At 65.7% G+C, this 18,388-nt stretch carries 18 protein-coding genes; 4 read left to right on the forward strand and 14 right to left on the reverse strand.

Annotation, left to right across the window (positions count from 1 at the left end; genetic code table 11):
• Positions 1–16 precede the first annotated feature (16 nt).
• Positions 17–868: a formyltetrahydrofolate deformylase gene (purU, locus tag ABR323_RS08640; protein ID WP_439448984.1), complete on the reverse strand. Its 852-nt coding sequence runs from the start codon at positions 866–868 to the stop codon at positions 17–19.
• 114 nt (positions 869–982) lie between these two features.
• On the opposite strand from purU, the gene ABR323_RS08645 reads away from it, so the two are divergent.
• Entirely contained in the window at positions 983–1,894 is a 912-nt protein-coding gene (locus ABR323_RS08645) for a LysR family transcriptional regulator (RefSeq protein WP_135271968.1), read from the forward strand.
• Between the two features lie 27 nt (positions 1,895–1,921).
• On the opposite strand, the gene ABR323_RS08650 is transcribed toward ABR323_RS08645, so the two are convergent.
• The 5 genes from ABR323_RS08650 to ABR323_RS08670 form a co-directional block, all read right to left on the reverse strand.
• Positions 1,922–2,761, reverse strand: coding sequence for a hypothetical protein (locus ABR323_RS08650; protein WP_439448985.1), 840 nt, complete (start codon positions 2,759–2,761; stop codon positions 1,922–1,924).
• A gap of 16 nt (positions 2,762–2,777) precedes the next feature.
• Positions 2,778–3,278, reverse strand: a complete 501-nt coding sequence (locus ABR323_RS08655) for a hypothetical protein (protein ID WP_439448986.1) — start codon at positions 3,276–3,278, stop codon at positions 2,778–2,780.
• A 193-nt stretch (positions 3,279–3,471) separates the two neighbouring features.
• The gene (locus tag ABR323_RS08660) at positions 3,472–4,572 is read right to left on the reverse strand and encodes an NADH:flavin oxidoreductase/NADH oxidase (protein ID WP_135271967.1); all 1,101 of its coding nucleotides are present in this window, start codon (positions 4,570–4,572) and stop codon (positions 3,472–3,474) included.
• A 147-nt stretch (positions 4,573–4,719) separates the two neighbouring features.
• Positions 4,720–5,526 carry an NAD-dependent protein deacetylase gene (locus ABR323_RS08665; protein ID WP_135271966.1) on the reverse strand — a complete coding sequence of 269 codons (807 nt, stop codon included), beginning with the start codon at positions 5,524–5,526 and terminating at the stop codon, positions 4,720–4,722.
• Positions 5,527–5,582: 56 nt separating this feature from the next.
• Complete coding sequence (locus ABR323_RS08670; RefSeq protein ID WP_049435481.1) at positions 5,583–5,984, reverse strand: acyl-CoA thioesterase; 402 nt, start codon at positions 5,982–5,984, stop codon at positions 5,583–5,585.
• A 152-nt stretch (positions 5,985–6,136) separates the two neighbouring features.
• Between ABR323_RS08670 and ABR323_RS08675 the strand changes: the two genes are divergently transcribed.
• A complete protein-coding gene (locus ABR323_RS08675; protein WP_439448987.1) occupies positions 6,137–6,772 on the forward strand; it encodes a LysE family translocator in 636 nt (211 codons plus the stop codon).
• A gap of 226 nt (positions 6,773–6,998) precedes the next feature.
• Here ABR323_RS08675 and ABR323_RS08680 read toward each other — a convergent pair whose 3' ends face one another.
• Together ABR323_RS08680 and ABR323_RS08685 are read right to left on the reverse strand one after the other, a co-directional pair.
• A complete protein-coding gene (locus ABR323_RS08680) occupies positions 6,999–8,018 on the reverse strand; it encodes a ribonucleotide-diphosphate reductase subunit beta (protein WP_012509755.1) in 1,020 nt (339 codons plus the stop codon).
• Between the two features lie 127 nt (positions 8,019–8,145).
• On the reverse strand, positions 8,146–10,557 hold the full coding sequence (locus ABR323_RS08685; protein WP_439448988.1) for a ribonucleoside-diphosphate reductase subunit alpha: 2,412 nt from the start codon (positions 10,555–10,557) through the stop codon (positions 8,146–8,148).
• A gap of 529 nt (positions 10,558–11,086) precedes the next feature.
• On the opposite strand from ABR323_RS08685, the gene ABR323_RS08690 reads away from it, so the two are divergent.
• The gene (locus ABR323_RS08690; RefSeq protein WP_439448989.1) at positions 11,087–11,923 is read left to right on the forward strand and encodes a DUF2884 family protein; all 837 of its coding nucleotides are present in this window, start codon (positions 11,087–11,089) and stop codon (positions 11,921–11,923) included.
• 230 nt (positions 11,924–12,153) lie between these two features.
• On the opposite strand, the gene ABR323_RS08695 is transcribed toward ABR323_RS08690, so the two are convergent.
• The 3 genes from ABR323_RS08695 to ABR323_RS08705 form a co-directional block, all read right to left on the reverse strand.
• Positions 12,154–12,414 carry a hypothetical protein gene (locus ABR323_RS08695; RefSeq protein WP_439448990.1) on the reverse strand — a complete coding sequence of 87 codons (261 nt, stop codon included), beginning with the start codon at positions 12,412–12,414 and terminating at the stop codon, positions 12,154–12,156.
• 152 nt (positions 12,415–12,566) lie between these two features.
• Positions 12,567–13,667, reverse strand: coding sequence for a cell division protein ZapE (gene zapE, locus ABR323_RS08700; RefSeq protein WP_135271961.1), 1,101 nt, complete (start codon positions 13,665–13,667; stop codon positions 12,567–12,569).
• Positions 13,664–14,335 carry an alpha/beta hydrolase gene (locus ABR323_RS08705; protein WP_439448991.1) on the reverse strand — a complete coding sequence of 224 codons (672 nt, stop codon included), beginning with the start codon at positions 14,333–14,335 and terminating at the stop codon, positions 13,664–13,666. Before ABR323_RS08705 ends, zapE begins: the two co-directional genes overlap by 4 nt.
• Before the next feature lie 43 nt (positions 14,336–14,378).
• Here ABR323_RS08705 and ABR323_RS08710 point away from each other — a divergent pair, with 43 nt between their 5' ends.
• Entirely contained in the window at positions 14,379–15,236 is an 858-nt protein-coding gene (locus ABR323_RS08710; protein WP_439448992.1) for an EamA family transporter, read from the forward strand.
• An 85-nt stretch (positions 15,237–15,321) separates the two neighbouring features.
• On the opposite strand, the gene ABR323_RS08715 is transcribed toward ABR323_RS08710, so the two are convergent.
• From ABR323_RS08715 to ABR323_RS08725, 3 genes are all read right to left on the reverse strand, one after another.
• Positions 15,322–16,767, reverse strand: coding sequence for an ExeM/NucH family extracellular endonuclease (locus tag ABR323_RS08715; protein WP_439448993.1), 1,446 nt, complete (start codon positions 16,765–16,767; stop codon positions 15,322–15,324).
• A gap of 183 nt (positions 16,768–16,950) precedes the next feature.
• Positions 16,951–17,469: a c-type cytochrome gene (locus tag ABR323_RS08720; protein ID WP_135271957.1), complete on the reverse strand. Its 519-nt coding sequence runs from the start codon at positions 17,467–17,469 to the stop codon at positions 16,951–16,953.
• Between the two features lie 205 nt (positions 17,470–17,674).
• Entirely contained in the window at positions 17,675–18,283 is a 609-nt protein-coding gene (locus tag ABR323_RS08725; RefSeq protein WP_439448994.1) for a TetR/AcrR family transcriptional regulator, read from the reverse strand.
• Between the last annotated feature and the right edge of the window lie 105 nt (positions 18,284–18,388).

The following is an 18,388-nucleotide window of genomic DNA, read 5'->3' on the forward strand; positions in this document are numbered from 1 at the left end:
CGGCCTGCGGCCGGCACTACCGGAACACCACCGTGCGGTGACCGTTGAGCAGGATGCGGTGCTCCACATGGCGGCGCACGGCGCGTGCCAGCACCAGCGACTCGGTATCGCTGCCCAGCCGCACCAGTTCGCGCGGTGCCATCGCGTGGTCCACGCGGGCCACGTCCTGTTCGATGATCGGGCCTTCGTCCAGGTCCTCGGTGACGTAGTGCGCGGTGGCGCCGATGATCTTGACCCCGCGCGCGTGTGCCTGGTGGTACGGCTGCGCACCCTTGAAGCTGGGCAGGAAGCTGTGGTGGATGTTGATCGCGCGGCCAGCAAGGGCCCGGCACAGCGTGGGTGACAGGATCTGCATGTAGCGCGCCAGCACCACCAGGTCGATGCGTTCGCGCTCGACCAGGTCGATGATCTGCTGCTCCTGTACCGCGCGCGTATCGGCGGTCACCGGCAGGTGGTGGAACGGCACCTGGTAGGACGCGGCCAGTGGCGCGAAGTCGGCGTGGTTGGATGCCACCGCCGCGATGTCCACCTTCAGCTGGCCGCTGTGGGCGCGGAACAGCAGGTCGTTGAGGCAGTGCCCCTGCTTGCTGACCAGCACCAGCAGGCGTGCGCGGCGGCGGCCATCATGCAGCTGCCAGTCCATGCCGAAACCGGCGGCGAGCGTGGCCATGGCGGCGTGCACTGTTTCCAGCGGCAGGCTGGCGTCACGGTCGAAATGCACGCGCAGGAAGAAGCGGCCACTTTCCTCGTCGCCGAACTGCTGGGCGTCGAGAATGTTGCAGCCATGGTCGAACAGCAGGCCGGACACGCGGTAGACGATGCCGGTACGGTCGGGGCAGGACAGGGTCAGGATGGAATCGGGGCGCATCTTCCGAGTGTAGGGCAGCGACCTGCCTGCCGGATCGATGGTCTCCGATGCAACCGAACTACTTCGTTCAGTACCAAGCGATACTTGGGCTTCTCCATGGCAAGCTGGTCGGTCATGAACCTGTTGCAATTGATCCGCAGCTTCACCCGCACCGCAGAGACCGGCAGCATTGCCGCCGCGGCCCGCATTCTTGGCATCAGCGCCACCGCAGTCGGCCAGAACATCAACCGGCTGGAGGCCCATCTGGGCGTACGGTTGCTGAACCGAAGTACACGGCAACTGGCCCTCAGCGAGGCCGGCGCACTGTACCTGGCGCAGGTGCGCCACATCGAAGCGGACCTCGCGCGCGCGCAGGCAATGGTCACCTCCGGCGACATCGAGCCGGCCGGGCCACTGCGCATCGCCAGCAGCAGTGCGTTCGGCCGCCACGTGCTGGCGCCGTTGCTGCCTTCGCTGCAGCAACGCTACCCGCAGCTGCAGCTGGAGCTGCGCCTGACCGACCGCGCCGTGCAACATGGTCCTGAGGCGGTGGACGCCAGCATCCGCATCGGCGCACAGCTGGAAGACGGCGTAGTCGCGCGGCAGCTGGCACGCGTTCCCTTCGTGTTCTGCGCCTCACCGGCCTACCTGAAGGCACATGGCACCCCGCAGCTGCCTTCGGACCTGAGTGGCCATCGTGGTCTGCTGCATCGCTTTCCCACCGATGGCCGACCGCTGCGCTGGGGGCTGTTGAAGGACGGCCAGCGTGTGGACGCCGCGCTGCCACCGAGCATGGTCTGCGATGACATCGATGCGCTGGCATCGCTGGCGGCGGCCGGTGCCGGCATCACTCGATTGGCTGCATTCGTGGCCGAGCCCTACCTGCGCGATGGCCGCCTGCAGGCGGTGTTCGGCGCCGATACTGCGTGGCGCCCGGAGCCGATGGAAGTCTATTTCTGCGTCAGTGACCGCCGCGACTTCACCGCCAAGATCCGTGCGTTGTTCGAGCACCTGCAGGCCGGCATGGCGCCGGCCTGGCGGGTGTGACAGAAGAAGAGTGGAGCATCTTCGCGGTCAGAAACTCTCCTTCAGGCTCATCAGGCCAGCACTGGCGTCTGCCCATCCTGTCAGGGTGCGCAGGAGCAGCCCGTTCCTGAAGACATGGAATACCGGAGTTTCATGGACATCCATCTCTTTCCAGCCCTCAGGTCCCGCTTGGAGCAACATGGGATGAGAGGGGTTGCTTTTATTCCACTCGCTGACACCAAGATGCGGCCATGCAGGAGATCGACGCACGACAAAGCGCACGCTGGATAAGATCCATGTCCATTCTGGTTCGTTCATGATCACGTGCATCGCGCGTCGGGAGGGAGCGCATGCCGGACTGACATAGACGACCACTTCCAATCCCTTCCTATACTTCCACCGCCGCCATTCCAGCTTCCCATTCGCAAGAGGGTGGAGAGTTCCCTGCTGGTCAGGCGCGTTCCGCTCTATCTCCGGAAGTTCATCTACACGCAACGACGCCACCTCACGCAACTCATTGGCCTCAGCAAAATGTCGAACCTGCACCAGAACCGAGTGCATTTTCCTGTGCGTTGTCTCTGTGGCAATACCTCTCCGCCCCAGTTCTGCATGAATGCATCGGACCTTGCCAAGCCATTTCTCGTCTCCAACGTACATTGAGATGTAGAAACTGGCGCGGAACGCGGCCTCAATATCCAGATCGCTCAGACTGCCGCAATCATCCTCTGATGATCTGGAAGACTCCCATGACGAATAGACATCCACCAGCTTTTCGACGCGGTCTGAAGCGCCAGCGGCCAACATCTCCCGGTCCATTTCACGCAGTTGAGCGTCTACTGGAGTTGCTGCCCACGTACTTGTGGGCAGCAGCAAGCACCAAAGCAGCATGCGACCAATCATGCAATCAGCAGCTCGACATGCAGATACTGCTCATGGAGGTTGAACAGGTCGCACGCCCTGAACAGGCATAGCCCGGGTAATCTTCAAATACCGGGTTCGGATTGGCCGCCTGTACAACCATATGATCCGCGTCCGACTCCTGCCGCAATCCTGGGATGTACACAGTTGCGCGCTGTGCCCCGAAGAGTGACAGGAGTCGATAGGCTTCACTTGCACTCATTTCATTGACGATGGGCTCGTAGCTGAAGCTGGCCAATCCCCGATCTCCAAACACGAGCGACTCAACGAACTGCTTGCGCGCAAGGGGTGAAAGCAACATCAGTGGGGATTCGGGAGAGAGCTCGATCAGGTGAAGATCAAGCCGCCCCAGCGAATTCACAGGTGCGTGCATGAGCGAGATATTCTCCGCGCCGGATACAGTCGCCACGTTGTCACCTGCGACGGCAGGCATTGATATGGACAGAGAGACAGCCGAGAGCAGAATCACCAGCATCATGGGTTTCATTGCGTTTCTCCATTAGCTGCACACCCGCGTGTGCAGCTCAACGTTGCAGCGCCCGCACCCAGCGCATTGAGATGTCATTCACATAAAGTGATATCCATAACCATTCCTGGTTCGTTACGACAGGTTATGCCGCAACTCGCCTTCGTGCAGATGCCCTGCATCCTGAAGCGTCACAATGCGCTGGCAGATTGCGTCAACGCGCCTTGAACACGCCGCGTGCCTCGCGCGGCTCACAGCGCAGGTACTGCGGCGCCGCGTCCACGCTGTCGCGCAGTGCCGCGGCGGCGTGCCACGGCCAGCGCGGGTCGTAGAGGATGCCGCGCGCCAGGGCCACCGCATCAGCGTGGCGATGGCGCAGGATCGATTCGGCCTGCTCCGGTTCGGTGATCATGCCCACCGCGATGACCGGCATGCGCACCTTGGCCTTGATCGCTGCTGCGAACGGCACCTGGTAACCCGGGCCGACGGTGATCTTCTGGCGCTCGTCCAGGCCGCCGCTGGAGACATGCAGGAAGTTGCAGCCGCGCGCGTCCAGCACCTGGGCCAGCGCTTCGCTCTGCACCAGATCCCAGCCGCCATCGACCCAGTCGCTGGCGGAAATACGCACGCCCACCGCGACCTTGTCGGACACGGCCGCACGCACCGCATCGAACACTTCCACCAGCAGGCGCAGGCGGTTCGGCAGCGAGCCACCGTAGCCATCGGTGCGACGGTTGCTCAGCGGCGACAGGAACTGGTGCAGCAGATAGCCGTGCGCGGCATGCAGCTCGATCAGCTCGAAGCCCAGGCGCTCGGCGCGCACCGCGCTGGCGGCGAAAGCGGCGATGACCTCGGCGATGCCGGCCTCGTCCAGCTCCTGCGGTGCCGGATCGGCGGCGTGGAACGGCAGCGGCGAAGGCGCCACGGTGACCCAGCCACGCGTGTCATCGGCCGGCAGCTGGCCACCACCATCCCATGGCCGCTTCACCGACGCCTTGCGGCCGGCATGGCCCAGCTGGACGCCCAGCGGCATCGGCGACCAGCGGCGGACGCTGGCCAGCACCTGCGCCAGCGCGGCTTCGGTGCCGTCGTCCCACAGGCCCAGGTCGGCCCAGCTGATGCGGCCGCGCGGTTCGACTGCAGTGGCTTCCAGGATCAGCAGGCCGGCACCGGACTGCGCCAGGTTGCCCAGGTGCATGGCGTGCCAGTCGCTGGCGCGGCCGTCTTCGGCGGAGTACTGGCACATCGGCGCGATGACGATGCGGTTGGACAGGGTCAGGGGGCCGAACGAGATCGGCGAAAACAGCTGGCTCAAGAGGGTGATGAACGACGTAGGGGGTGTGTATTGCACCGCCGCAGGGCCTGCGAATCAACCGTCTGGATGGATCGCTGTTTCGCGGTGGACGGTGTGGGTAGTGCCGGGCCGCGCGCGGCGCCCGTTTCCGCCGGGCATGGCCCGGCGCTACCGGGTAACGAAGCCCGCCAAGGCCTCGGCACAATCGCGCTCGTCCTTGAACTGCAACAGGTCGTCGGCGCGGGTGCGGCCACGGTTCAGCGCGGCCACCGGCAACCCGGCCTTGGCCGCTGCCTGCACGAAGCGGAAGCCGGAATAGACCATCAGCGAGGAACCCACCACCAGCACGGCATCGGCCTGCTGCAGGTGATCGTGCACCGCCGCCACGCGTTCGCGCGGCACGTTCTCGCCGAAGAACACCACGTCCGGCTTCAACAGGCCACCGCAGTACGCGCAATCGGGCACCACGAACGCAGAGAAATCCGTCTCCAGGTCGGCGTCGCCATCAGGAGCGATGCCGGCCTCCAGCGCGTCCCAGCCAGGGTTGGCGTCCAGCAGGCGCTGCTGGAAATCCTCGCGGTCACTGCGGCGCTCGCAGCCCATGCAGCGCACAAGATCCAGGCGGCCATGCAGGTCGATCACGTTGTGGCTGCCGGCACGCTGGTGCAGGCCGTCCACATTCTGGGTCAGCAGCAGTTGCAGCTTGCCGCGGCTTTCCAGTGCGGCCAGGGCCTGGTGGGTGCCGTTGGGCCGGGCCTGGCCGAAGCGCGGCCAGCCCAGCAGGCTGCGCGCCCAGTAGCGCTGGCGGGTGGCCGCTTCGCCCATGAACGCCTGATAGGTCACCGGCGGTGTGCGTTTCCACTGGCCGTCGGTATCCCGGTAATCGGGAATGCCCGAGGCGGTGCTGCAACCGGCGCCGGTCAGCACGAACAGGCGCTGGGCGCGGTCGATGAAGTCGGTCAGTGGCAGGGTCATGGCTGCCAGATGGGGGCGCGGCGGCGCCCCCGCAAGCGCCGGTTCAGTCGGCCGGGTCAGGCCACCGGCAGCGGCGGCACCGCAATCGGATGACCTTCCTCGTCCAGCGCGATCATCACGAAGTGGCCGCGGGTGCACAGCTTGCGCTCGCCGCTGTGCAGATCTTCGGCGACCAGTTCCACTTCGACCTTCATCGAGCTGCGGCCGACCTCGACGATGCGGCCGATGGTTTCCACCATCTGGCCGATGCGGATCGGCAACTTGAAGTCGACCTGGTCGCTGCGTGCGGTTACCACGGTGCGGCGCGAGTAACGGGCGGCCGCCAGGAAGGCGGCCTTGTCCATCCACGCCAGGGCCTGGCCACCGAACAGGGTGCCGAGGTGGTTGGTGTGGTTCGGGAAGACGATTTCGGCCATGCGCACTTCGGTGGGCGGCACGGTCTCGGGGATCGGGGTCATGGCGGTCGTTCGGTGTGGGGTGATGCGGATTTTAAGCGACCGGTGTGACGGGCATTGGAACCCACGCGCAACGGGCATCCGGCAGCGGCGCCTGCGCAGGCCGCGAGCGCTGCAGGCGCTACACTGCGCCACGCCCACTGCCAGGACCGTCCATGCCCGCCACTTCCGACCTGTTGGCCTTTGCGCTGGTCTCACTGGCCATGGTGCTCACGCCCGGCCCGAACATGATCTACGTCATCTCGCGTTCGATCTGCCAGGGACCGGTGGCCGGGCTGATCTCGCTGGGCGGCGTGGCGCTGGGCTTCGTGTTCTACATGCTGTGCGCGGCGCTAGGCATCACCGCCCTGCTGATGACCGTGCCGTTCGCCTACGACGCGCTGCGCATCGGTGGCGCGCTGTACCTGCTGTACCTGGCCTGGCAGGCGCTCAAGCCCGGTGGCCGTTCGCCGTTCGCGGTGCGTGACCTGCCACAGGACAGCCCGCGCAAGCTGTTCACCATGGGCTTCCTGACCAATCTGCTGAACCCGAAAGTGGCGGTGATGTACCTGTCGCTGCTGCCGCAGTTCCTGCATCCGGACAGCGAAGGCAGCGTGCTGATGCAGTCGATCGTACTGGGCTCCACCCAGATCCTGGTCAGCGTCAGCGTGAACGGCATGATCGCGTTGACCGCCGGCAGCATCGCCGGCTTCCTGGCCGCGCGCCCCACCTGGCAGATGGTGCAGCGCTGGCTGATGGGCACGGTGCTGGCCGGGCTGGCGGTGCGCATGGCGGTGGAAGGGCGGCGCTGATTGTAGAGTCGGGCTTGCTCGACTGCTTTGCGCAAACGGCAGTCGAGCAAGCTCGATTCTACGAAGGTCCAAATGCAGTCGAGCATGGCTCGACTCTACAAAAGCCCGCGTGCGGCAGGACGGCCGGTAGCACCGGGCAGGCTCCGCCGGGCATGGCCCGGCACTACCAACAAAAAACCCCGGCGTTGGCCGGGGTTCCTTGTTTCGACAGACCTGACCGGTTCGATCAGAAGTTCATGTCGAAGGCGACTTCGCCCTGCACGCCCACCTGGTAGGCCGAGGCGCGGCGTTCGAAGAAGTTGGTCAGTTCCTGCACGTCCTGCAGTTCCATGAAGCTCAGCGGGTTGCGCACGTTGTACTTGCGCTCCATGCCCAGGCGATGGAAATGGTTGTCGGCGCAGTGCTGCAGGTATTGGCGCATGTCACGGGTGGAGATGCCCGCCACGCCACCGGACAGTACGTCCTCGGCGAACTGCACTTCGCACTCGATCGCTTCGGCCAGCATGTCGTAGACATCCTGCTTCATCTTGTCGTCGAACAGGTCCGGCTCTTCCTCGCGGATCACGTCCACGCACTCGAAGGCGAAGTCCATGTGCGCGCTTTCGTCGCGGAACACCCAGTTGGTACCCGAGGCCAGGCCGTTGAGCAGGCCACGCGAACGGAAGTAGTAGACGTAGGCGAACGCAGCGAAGAAGAACAGGCCTTCGATGCATGCGGCGAAGCAGATCTGGTTCAGCAGGAACTGACGACGCTCTTCGCGGGTCTCGATGCGCTTCAGGTTCTGGATCGAGTCGATCCACTTGAAGCAGAAATCGGCCTTCTTCTTGATCGAGTCGATGTTCTCCACCGCGGCGAAGGCTTTGACGCGCTCGTCCGGATCCGGCAGGTAGTTGTCCAGCAGGGTCAGGTAGAACTGCACGTGCAGCGCTTCTTCGTACAGCTGGCGCGACAGGTACATGCGCGCTTCGGGCGCGTTCAAGTGCTGGTACAGGTTCAGCACCAGGTTGTTGGACACGATCGAATCGCCGGTGGCGAAGAACGCGACCAGACGATGGATCAGGTGGCGCTCGCCCGGCGACATCTTGCTGTGCAGGTCGCTGATGTCGATCTGGAAATTGATCTCTTCCACCGTCCAGGTGTTCTTGATCGCATTCCGGTACATGTCATAGAACTGCGGGTAGCGCATCGGGCGCAGGGTCAGTTCAAAACCGGGATCGAGCAGCATCTGCTTGGGCTTGTCGGCCATGGGTGTTTCCTTGAATTCCTGGGTGAGCCGCCGGGCATGGCCCGGCGCTACCGTGGGTGTTTTTCCGCAGCCGAGCATGGCTCGGCTCTACAGGTGCGAGGTGCCGGCAGGGCCGGCACTGCGCGTTTTATTGGCAAGCCTCGCAGGCTTCCGGGTTTTCCAGCGAGCAGGCGATGGCCTCTTCCGGGCTGAACACCTTTTCCGGCGCTGCGGTGGCGGTGTGGCTGACCGTGGTCTTGGCGATCTTGGTGGCCGGACGCGAACGCAGGTAGTAGGTGGTCTTGATGCCCTGCTTCCAGGCGTACATGTACATGGAGGACATCGCGCCGATGTTCGGGCTTTCCATGAACAGGTTGAGCGAGGCCGACTGGTCGATGAAGGCGCCACGGTCGGCAGCCATGTCGATCAGCGAACGCATCGGCAGTTCCCACGCGGTGCGGTAGACGTGGCGCAGCGTTTCCGGAATCTGCGTGATGCCCTGGATCGAGCCTTCGGCCAGCTTGATCGCGTCGCGCATTTCCGGGGTCCAGTGGCCCAGCTTCTTCAGCTCGTTCACCAGGTAACGGTTGACCTGCAGGAAGTCACCGGACAGGGTTTCGCGCTTGAACAGGTTGGACACCTGCGGCTCGACGCACTCGTAGCAGCCGGCAATCGAGGCGATCGTCGCGGTCGGGGCAATGGCGATCATCAGCGAGTTGCGCAGGCCATGCTCCTTGATGCGCTCGCGCAGGCTATCCCAGCGCTCGGCATCTTCGGGCACCACGTTCCAGGCATCGAACTGCAGCTCGCCGCTGGCCGCACGGGTGTCGGCGAAGGACGGGTGCTTGCCGCGTTCCTGGGCCAGTTCCACTGAAGTTTCCAGCGCGTGGAAGTAGATGGTCTCGGCGATCTTCTTCGACAGCGCGCGCGCTTCGGCGCCATCGAACGGCAGGCGCTTGCGGAAGAACACGTCCTGCAGGCCCATGCAGCCCAGGCCGACCGGACGCCAGCGCAGATTGCCACGGCGTGCCGATTCGATCGGGTAGAAGTTCAGGTCGATCACGCGGTCGAGCTGGCGCACGGCCAGGCGCACGGTGTCGGCCAGCTTGTCGAAATCGAACTCGCCGTTGCCGTCGAAGTGGTTGCCCAGGTTGATCGAACCCAGGTTGCACACCGCGGTCTCTTCAGCCGAGGTGACTTCCAGGATTTCGGTGCACAGGTTGGACAGGTGGATCACGTTGCCGGCGCGCAGGGTCTGGTTGCTGGCGCGGTTGCACTTGTCCTTGAAGGTCATCCAGCCGTTGCCGGTCTCGGCCAGCGTGCGCATCATCCGCGAGTACAGCTTGCGCGCGGAGATGGTGCGGTTGGCCTTGCCCTGTGCTTCGGCCTGCAGGTAGGCCGCTTCGAAGGCCTCACCGAACAGGTCGGTGAACTCCGGCACCACGCGCGGATCGAACAGCGACCATTCCTGGTCGGCCTCGACGCGCTTCATGAACAGGTCCGGGATCCAGTTGGCCAGGTTCAGGTTGTGCGCACGGCGCGATTCGTCGCCGGTGTTGTCACGCAGCTCGAGGAAGTCCTCGACGTCGGCGTGCCAGGTTTCCAGGTACACGCAGGCCGCGCCCTTGCGCTTGCCACCCTGGTTCACCGCAGCCACGGACGAATCCATGGTCTTCAGCCACGGCACGATGCCGTTGGAGTGGCCGTTGGTCGACTTGATGAGCGAGCCACGCGAACGCACACGGGTGTAGCTGACGCCGATGCCGCCGGAGAACTTCGACAGCTGGGCGATGTCGCCGTACTTGGAGTAGATCGATTCCAGCGAATCCTGCGGCGAATCCAGCAGGAAGCACGAGGACAGCTGCTCGTGGGTGGTGCCGGAGTTGAACAGGGTCGGGCTGGACGGCAGGTAGTCCAGGTTGCCCATGCGCTTGTACAGCGCCAGGGTTTCCGGCACGTCTTCGCTCAGGGCGCTGGCGATGCGCAGGAAGAACTGCTGCGGGGTCTCGATCACCTTGCGGGTGTGCGGATGGCGCAGCAGGTAGCGGTCGTACAGGGTACGCAGGCCGAAGTAATCGAAGTTCAGGTCCAGCGAGATGTCGATGGCATCGTTGAGCTTGCGTGCGTTGGTCTGCACGAAGTTCAGCAGGCGGTCGTTGATCAGGCCCACTTCGTGGCCACGGCTGACCGACTGCGAGAACGCGTAGATTTCCTGGCCCGAGACTTCCTTGGCGATGTAGTTGGCCAGCAGGCGCGCAGCCAGGCGGCCGTATTCGGGCTCTTCACCGATCAGCAGGGCGGCGGTACGGATGGACAGTTCGTCCAGCTCGCGGGTGGTGGCGCCGTTGTACAGGCCGGAAATGGTGCGGGTGGCCACGCGCATCGGATCGACGGCGTGCAGGCCTTCGGACGAACGCTGCACCGCGCGCACGATCTTGTTCAGATCCACCAGCTCGGTCGTGCCATTACGCTTGGTCACACTCATCGCGTTGGCCGTCGGCGGCGACGTCAACAGGAATTCGCTTTCCTTCTCGATGGTGGCGCTGGATTCGGTGGTCACGGCGTGTGTCCTCTTGGCGTGATTGGGGTGCTGGATGCATCGGGGTGACGCTGCCCGGGACCTGACGGTCCAGGATGGCAGGACGGCGTCGCAGGGATTGAGACCCTGCGCCTGCCACTGCCGATGACGATCGCGGATGGGGACTGCTGCGGACCCCAAGACATGGGGTCGCTGCGACCGACGGCCACAAGATAGTGGGGGTAAAGGGGTCCGTCAACGCCAAATGTAGTGAAATTCGGCAATCCCTTGCGGCGCAAGGATCGTGCCATCGACGGCCTGATCAGACGCTTCAGGCCTGCCGGAACGGGCTGCGCAGTCAAGCCCAAAAGGCGTCATCGCAGTGGCACAACGCACCGCAGAAACGGAACAATGACAGCTTCACATGACAGTAATGAAGCTGGCTAGGGACAACCCTGTGGATAGGTGGTGGGTAGCCGGTGGGAATCCGGTGGACGGGTGACTTCCGGCCGGTGACGCCCGCGCGCCGGCGGCGGATGCTGGCCGCTCGCTCCCGGAAAAGGATGCTCCGATGCACCTGCGGTTGCCCGCGCTGGCCCTGCTGCCTGCCCTGTTCATTGCCCCGGCGCTGGCCGCCGAAGGGCCGGACCTGCGTTCGGACCAGTGCGGCATCCATACCGACTATGACGTGCTGGTGGACAGCGGCGGCATCTGGCTGCGGCATGGCCCGCAGGCGCCGCATGAAGTGGTGTTCCACGACGGCGAGCTGAGCCTGGACGGCAGGATGGTCACGGTCAGCGCCGCCGACGCCGCCCGCCTGCGGCAGATGGAGGCCGGCGCGCGCCAGCTGATGCCGGCGGCCACCGCGCTGGCCCACGAAGTCTCCGGGGTCACCTTCGATGCGCTGGACGCCGCCTTCGAAGCCATCACCGGCAAGTCCCGCAATCGCCAGATGCGTGCGATGCGCGGCGAGATGCAGGACTGGATCGACGCCAGCCTGGGCCGCGGCTACTGGGAACAGGAAGCCTTCGGCGACGGCTTCGATGCGCACATCGAGCAGATGGCCGAGACAATGGCCGGGTCGATGACCCGCAGCGTGCTGTGGCAGGTGTTCACCGGCCGCGCCGGGGCCATGGAGCGCCGCGCCGACCGCCTCGATGCCGAAGTCGACCGCCGCATGGAAGCGCGCAGCCAGCAGCTGGAGGCCAAGGCAATGGCGCTGTGCCCGCTGGTGCGGTCACTGGCAGAGGCCCACGATGCGCTGGAAGTACGCTACCAGGGCCAGCCGCTGCGGCTGCTGGAGCGCGACGAGAGCGTACGGGTGGAGCACGGGAACGGCTCGGGCCTGCATGTCTCGGCCGGGCCGGATGAGCGGCCGCGTGACGACGCCGTGGCGCCGACCCGGTAACCGCGCCGTGCTGTTGTAGAGCCGAGCCCATGCTCGGCTCCTTATCGGCACATCATTCAGATGCAGCCGAGCATGGGCTCGGCTCTACAGTAAACCGCCCTCACGCCCGGTGCGGGGTTCCCAGGTATTCCGCGCTTTGCATCTCGATCAGGCGCGAGGCGGTGCGCGCGAACACGGAATTTCTGACTGCTTGGTGCCAGAAGAATCTGGGGCTTCTACACATGAGCAGACTACGCTTCGATCAACCCCAGCGATTCACCCAAGCCTTCAACAAACCCGGCCTGCTCCCCTGAATACTCCATCGCGATGCTTTCAAACTGCACGCACAAAGATGATTTGGACTCCACATCCATCATTTGCAATGTCGAAGCCAATCGTTCGAGCCCCTGCACCGCAGCATCTGGATCCAATACATCGTCCGCCGAAAACTCGAGAAAGATGGCAAGCTCAACGATGGCTCGCGCAACGTGCTTGTTGATTTCCTGGCTCACGAATCACCTTTACTTGTACAGGCACTTCCCAGCGCGCAGTTGAATCATTCTGGACCTGGCACGTCAGGTACAGCCGAGCATGGGCTCGGTTGCCTTTCGGCGCACCCTGCAGAAGCAGCCGAGCGTGGGCTCGGCTCTACAGTAAACCGCCCTCACGCCCGGTGCGGGGTTCCCAGGTATTCCGCGCTCTGCATCTCGATCAGGCGCGAGGCGGTACGCTCGAACGCGCCCTGCAGGCGCTGGCCGGTGTACAGCTCCACCGGCGAGGTGCTGGCGGTGCAGACCAGGTTGACGTGGCGATCGTACAGCTCGTCGATCAGGTTGACGAAGCGGCGCGCGGCATCTTCGTTCAGGCGGTCGAATGCAGGAATGCCGCCCAGCAGCACCGTGTTGAACTCGTGCGCGATCTCGATGTAATCCGAGGGGCCGCGCGGCCCCTCGCACAGCGCGGCGAAATCGAACCAGGCGATGCTCTTGCCGCGGCCACGGACCGGGATCTTGCGGCCCTCGATCTCGATGTTGCCGGTCTTGGCCGGCTGGCCGCCGCTCAGTTCGTTCCAGCGCGTGGCCAGCCAGTGGTCGCTGTCGGCGGCCAGCGGCGCGCGGTACACCGGCGAACGGGTCAGCGCGCGCATGCGGTAGTCCTCGGTGCCTTCGGCGTACAGCTCCACGCAGAAGCGCTGCAGCAGGCCGATGGCCGGCAGGAAGCTCTCGCGCTGCAGGCCGTTGAGGTACAGGTTCTCCACCGCCGTGTTGGAGGTGGTGACCAGCGTCACGCCCTCGGCGAACATCCGCTCCAGCAGGCGCGCCAGCAGCATGGCATCGCCGATGTCGGTGACGAAGAATTCGTCCAGCACCAGCACGCGCAGGTTGCTGCGCCATTCCTGGGCGATCTTCGCCAGCGGGTCGCTCTGGCCCTGATGTTCACGCAGGCGCTCGTGGACGCTGCGCATGAAACGATGGAAGTGGGTGCGGTACTTCTGCTTGATCGGCAGGCCGTCGTAGAACAGGTCGACCAGGAAGGTCTTGCCGCGGCCGACGCCGCCCCAGAAGTACAGGCCCTTGACCGGCTCGGGCTTCTTCCAGAACGAGGACAACCGGTCCAGCCAGCCGTCTTCGGCGCTGTCCAGCAGGCCCAGATGGATGCGGTCCAGTTCAGCCAGGGCTGCATGCTGGGCCGGGTCGTTCTGCCAGTCGCCGCGCTCCACCCCGGCCGCGTAGCGCTGCGTCGGGGTCAGTTCCACGTCGCTCATGCCGCCGCGCCCAACCAGTGCTTGACGCCGTGGGTCAGCGCGCCGCGCAGATCGATCAACTTGCGATGGAAGAAGTGGCTGGTCTCGGGCATGCGCACCAGCTCATGCGGGAACGCAAGCGACTCCAGCCACTGGTAGACGGCCTGCGGGTCGACGATCTCGTCCTGCTCGCCCTGGATCACCAGCCAGCGGGCCGGCGGTGCGATGCCGTCGAAGTCCCAGCGACCGGCCGGCGGCGCGATCGAGATCAGGGCTTCGGGCTGCAGTTCGGCGGCGGCCTTCAGCGAAACGAACGAACCGAAGCTGAAGCCGGCCAGCCACAGGCGGTCATCCGGACGCTGGCTGCGCACCCAGGCGGCGACCGCCTTCAGGTCGTCCTGCTCGCCCACGCCATGGTCGAACTCACCGGCCGAACCACCGACGCTGCGGAAATTGAAGCGCACCGTGGCGATGCCCAGCTCGCGCAGGGTGGTGGCGGTCATGGTGACCACCTTGTTGTGCAGGGTGCCACCTTCGGTGGACAGCGGATGGCAGATGATGGCCACGATCGGCTGCACCGGCACGTCGGCCTTGGGCAGGTCGACGACCACTTCCAGCGGACCAACCGGGCCATCCAGCACCAGGCATGCAGTTTCGCCAGCGGCGACAGGGAACGAGGGCTTGTGCATGGCAACATGATACCGTCCCCCGCCCCTGCCCTGTGCCCGCCCCATGCTCTACCTGTCCCTGGCCGTGATCTGCAGTGTGCTGGTTTCGGTGTTGTTGAAGCTGGCCAACCGCCGCGCGCTGGATGTTGCGCAGATGGTCACCTGGAACTATCTGGTGGCGGCAACGCTCACGGCGGTGGTGCTGCAGCCACCGCTGGATGCGCTGCGCGCGCCGCACGCCCCGTGGCTGTCATTGCTGGCGCTGGCGGTGGTGCTGCCATCGATTTTCCTGGTGCTGGGCCGCGCGGTGGCGGTGGCCGGCATCGTCCGCAGCGACGTAGCGCAGCGGCTGTCGCTGCTGCTGTCATTGGCCGCCGCGTTCCTGTTCTTCGGGCAGACCGCCACGCCGTGGAAGCTGGCCGGTCTCGGCCTGGGCCTGCTGGCGATGGTGGCCATCAGCCTGCGCCCGCGCGGACCGGCGGTGGCGTCCTCACCCGGCGGCTGGGGCTGGCTGCTGGGCGTATGGGCCGGGTTCGCGGTGGTGGACGTGCTGCTCAAGCAGGTGGCGCTGTCCGGCACGCCATCGATGGCGGCGGTGCTGGCCAGCTTCAGCGTGGCCTTCGTGCTGATGCTGACGCTGCAGCTGTGGCGGCACGCCAGCGGCCGCAGCCGGTTGGCCTGGCGCAACCTCGGCGCGGGTGCACTGCTGGGCCTGCTCAACGGCGGCAACATTCTTTTCTATGTGCACGCGCATCAGTCGATGCCGGACAGTCCGGCCACTGTGTTCGCCGGCATGAACATCGGCGTGGTGGTACTGGGCGCGCTGGTGGGCGTGTTCGCCTTCGGTGAGGCGACCACGAAGTGGAACCGCGCCGGCCTGGCGCTGGCGGTACTGGCGATCGGGTTGATCGCCTGGGGGTAAACGGTACCCGGGGTCGGATCCCATTCCTACGGAATGGGCTCTGACCCCTACGTTTCAGACCCCGCGATGCATCGGGGTCGGAGGGTTATTTGTCGAAGCCCAGCAGCAGCGGGTCGTGGTCGGAGCTGCGCCACGGGCCCTGCACGTTGCGGCCCTGGTAGCCGCTGGCGTCCTGTTCGTCGGCGTTGCTGTGCCATTCGGCGGCACCGCGCAGGCGCTTGGCCATGCCCGGGTTCAGCAGCGCGTGGTCGAGGCGACCGGTGTAGCCGTTGTAGACGTAGCTGTAGGGATGCTCGACCTTGGCGACCTTGAACGCGTCCTGCCAGCCGAGGTCATGCAGGGTGCGGATCGGGTCTTCCATGGCGTAGGCGTTGAAATCGCCCAGCAGCACCGCGTCCTTGGTACCGGTACCGGTCGGGTCGGTCTGCAGCCAGGCGTGCAGCTGCTGCGCCGAGGTCACACGGGTGGCGTTCCAGCAGCCCTGGTTGTCGTTGCGGTCGGCATCGGCACCGGCGGCATCGCGGCAGCCCTTCGACTTGAAGTGGTTGGCCACCACCACGAACGGTGCGCCCTGCTTGCCCTGGAAGGCCTGCGCCAACGGCACGCGGCTGTGCTCGACGAACGGGCCGCCGGTCAGTGTAGCCGGCGTGCCGACCGGCTGCAGGCGCGAGCTGCGGTAGATGATGCCGACCCGGATCGGGTTGTCGCCCGGGCCCTTGCCTGCGTCGACGAAGCGCCAGTCACCCTGCGCGCCGCGATCGCGGTTGAGCGCATCGACCAGTTCGGCGATGGCCGACTGCGGACCGTAGCCGTCGTTCTCCAGCTCCATCAGCGCAGCGACGTCGGCGCCCAGCGCATTGACCGTGGTGACCAGCTTGGCCACCTGTGCCTTGTGCTCGTCCAGCGTGCGCGCACCACGCAGGGTCGGGAAGCCACCATCCTGGCCGTCGCCGTTGAAGAAGTTCTCCAGGTTGAAGGCCGCCACGTGCAGGCTGCCCGGCACCGTCGGCACCGCCGGGCGTTTCAGTTCCGGCAGCTTCAGAACGCCCTCGACCAGCAGGCGCGGGCGCCCCTGGGCATCCACGCGCACGATGCCTTCCACGTTGCGCAGCGGCATGCCGGTACGCAGCACCGGGTTGGCCGGCAGGTACGCCACGCTGGCCGGGTCACGGGCGTCGCTGCCGTCGTCCAGCACCAGGCGGCGGCGCAGGTTGTCGGCCATCACCTGCTCGTAGCCCGCGGTACCCGGTGCGGCCACTTCGGTCGGCTGCCAGAGGCGGCCATCGAAGGCCACGGTGAGCTGGCCGAAGCGCTCCAGGCCGTCGGTACCGGCCAGGGTGAGCGGTGCGGCGATGCGTACCCGCTGGCCATCCAGCGCACGCCAATCGGCCGGCGCGGCGGCCAGCACCACGGTAGCGCTGGCGCGCGCGGCGGAGGGCACTGAAGCCGGCGCGGCCTGCGGCTGGGCCTGGGCAAAGACGCCGGCCGGCAGCAGCAGGGACAGGGCAAGGGCGAGGGAACGGCGGCGCATCGACGGGCGACTCCATGGAAGAGGCGCACAGACTAACCCTGAAATGCGAAACCCCGCCTGCGCAGCGGGGGCATATGAGCGATCAGGCCTCGGTGGGCAAAGCCGGGTAGAGCCGGCCGCTGGCCGGCAACCTCATGACCTTCGTGCGACGCGTGGTTGCCGGCCAGCGGCCGGCACTACCGTCTACTTCAGGTTGCCCAGCATCCAGTCCACGGTGGCGTGGATCTGTTCCTCGGTCAGCGCCGGGTTGCCGCCCTTGGGCGGCATGATGCCGCCATCCGGGCCGGTGTAGCCCTCGATGGCGTGCTTGTAGAGGGTGTCCTTGCCCTGCGCGATGCGCTTGTCCCAGTGCGAATGGTCCAGCGTCGGCGCCATGCCCACGCCGGTGGTGTGGCAGGCGGTGCACAGGTTGTCGAAGATGACCTTGCCGTCCTTGGTGCCACCGTAGGCCACCTGCGACGCGGCTTTGGCCAGTGCCGCCGCCTTGGCGGCGGCCTGCGCGGCGGCGCCGGTGCTGCCCGCATAGACCGCACCGGTGGGCGAGATGCGCTGTTCGGTGCGTTTGACCGCGGTAGGCGACACCTCGGGCGGAATCCGGGTGTGGATGTAAGCGGCAAGGAGGATCAGGCCGAGGGTGATGGCCATCAACAGCGCGATCACCATGGAGAAGCGTTTCAGGAACTCCAGATCGTAATTCCGCACTCTTCGTTACCCCTGGCTGATAGTCGTTGGACCACGGCTGAGCGACTGCGTGATGGACCGAGTATAGAACGCGCTTTGCGTGCGACAACAGGCGTCACTGCTGGTGCGGCGCAACATGCCGGGGGGCTGGGGTCAGATCCCTTTTGCGACGCAAAAGGGATCTGACCCCGGCAACAGAAGCCGACCAGCGGCCGGCTCTACCGAATTACCGGGCGCCGATCGCGCGCAGGCAGAAGCTGCAGATCGCATCCACCAGTGCGTCTTCGTCGCGGTGTGCTTCGCGGCTGGGCGCGGTCGGGCCAACCATCGCCTCGGTAAAGGCACCGACCAGGCAGGCGGCGGCCACATGCGCGTCCTGTACCGGCAGCTCACCGGCCGCCACGCCCTCCTCCACAAGCCGCAGGAACACGTCGCCGAAGGCACGGCGGCCGCGCATGCGCTCGGCCTCCACTTCCGGATCGACCGGTTCAACGATGAAGGCATGGGCCAGCCCCGGCCCGGCCAGGGCGCGGCGGACGAAGGCGGTGATCGCCAGGCGCAGGCGCTCGCTGGCCACCTCCGGGCCGCTGGCGATGCGCTCCATGATGGCCACTTCGTGGGCCACCGCGGCGTTGAGCACCTCCACGAACAGCTCGGCCTTGGACGGGAAGTGGCGGTAGATCAGGCCGGTGGACACTCCCGCCTGGGTTGCCACGGCGGTCACCGGGGCGTTGCGCCAGCCTCCGGCGGCAACCCGTTCACGGGTCGCCAGCAGGATCCGCTCACGGACCCCGGCCAGTCGTTCTTCCATCAATGCAGAGCGTTTGTAGGCCATGTTCTGATTCTAGATTCAATTGTTGAATTTGTATTCACTTCTTTCCCGAACCCCGCTACGCTGGGGTCCAATCGCCCGTGCGGATGGCCGTCCCTGAAACAGCCA

It is taken from the genome of Stenotrophomonas sp. ATs4 (assembly GCF_051861585.1).
Classification (GTDB): Bacteria; Pseudomonadota; Gammaproteobacteria; order Xanthomonadales; family Xanthomonadaceae; genus Stenotrophomonas; species Stenotrophomonas maltophilia_AS.

Coding starts and splice junctions, on each gene's coding strand:
- purU (WP_439448984.1), bottom strand. CDS start 868: ATGCGCCCCGATTCCATCCTGACCCTGTCCTGCCCCGACCGTACCGGC.
- ABR323_RS08690 (WP_439448989.1), top strand. CDS start 11,087: ATGCACCTGCGGTTGCCCGCGCTGGCCCTGCTGCCTGCCCTGTTCATT.
- ABR323_RS08680 (WP_012509755.1), bottom strand. CDS start 8,018: ATGGCCGACAAGCCCAAGCAGATGCTGCTCGATCCCGGTTTTGAACTG.
- ABR323_RS08715 (WP_439448993.1), bottom strand. CDS start 16,767: ATGCGCCGCCGTTCCCTCGCCCTTGCCCTGTCCCTGCTGCTGCCGGCC.
- ABR323_RS08705 (WP_439448991.1), bottom strand. CDS start 14,335: ATGCACAAGCCCTCGTTCCCTGTCGCCGCTGGCGAAACTGCATGCCTG.
- ABR323_RS08710 (WP_439448992.1), top strand. CDS start 14,379: ATGCTCTACCTGTCCCTGGCCGTGATCTGCAGTGTGCTGGTTTCGGTG.
- ABR323_RS08655 (WP_439448986.1), bottom strand. CDS start 3,278: ATGAAACCCATGATGCTGGTGATTCTGCTCTCGGCTGTCTCTCTGTCC.
- ABR323_RS08675 (WP_439448987.1), top strand. CDS start 6,137: ATGCCCGCCACTTCCGACCTGTTGGCCTTTGCGCTGGTCTCACTGGCC.
- ABR323_RS08665 (WP_135271966.1), bottom strand. CDS start 5,526: ATGACCCTGCCACTGACCGACTTCATCGACCGCGCCCAGCGCCTGTTC.
- ABR323_RS08670 (WP_049435481.1), bottom strand. CDS start 5,984: ATGACCCCGATCCCCGAGACCGTGCCGCCCACCGAAGTGCGCATGGCC.
- ABR323_RS08725 (WP_439448994.1), bottom strand. CDS start 18,283: ATGGCCTACAAACGCTCTGCATTGATGGAAGAACGACTGGCCGGGGTC.
- ABR323_RS08645 (WP_135271968.1), top strand. CDS start 983: ATGAACCTGTTGCAATTGATCCGCAGCTTCACCCGCACCGCAGAGACC.
- zapE (WP_135271961.1), bottom strand. CDS start 13,667: ATGAGCGACGTGGAACTGACCCCGACGCAGCGCTACGCGGCCGGGGTG.
- ABR323_RS08650 (WP_439448985.1), bottom strand. CDS start 2,761: ATGCTGCTTTGGTGCTTGCTGCTGCCCACAAGTACGTGGGCAGCAACT.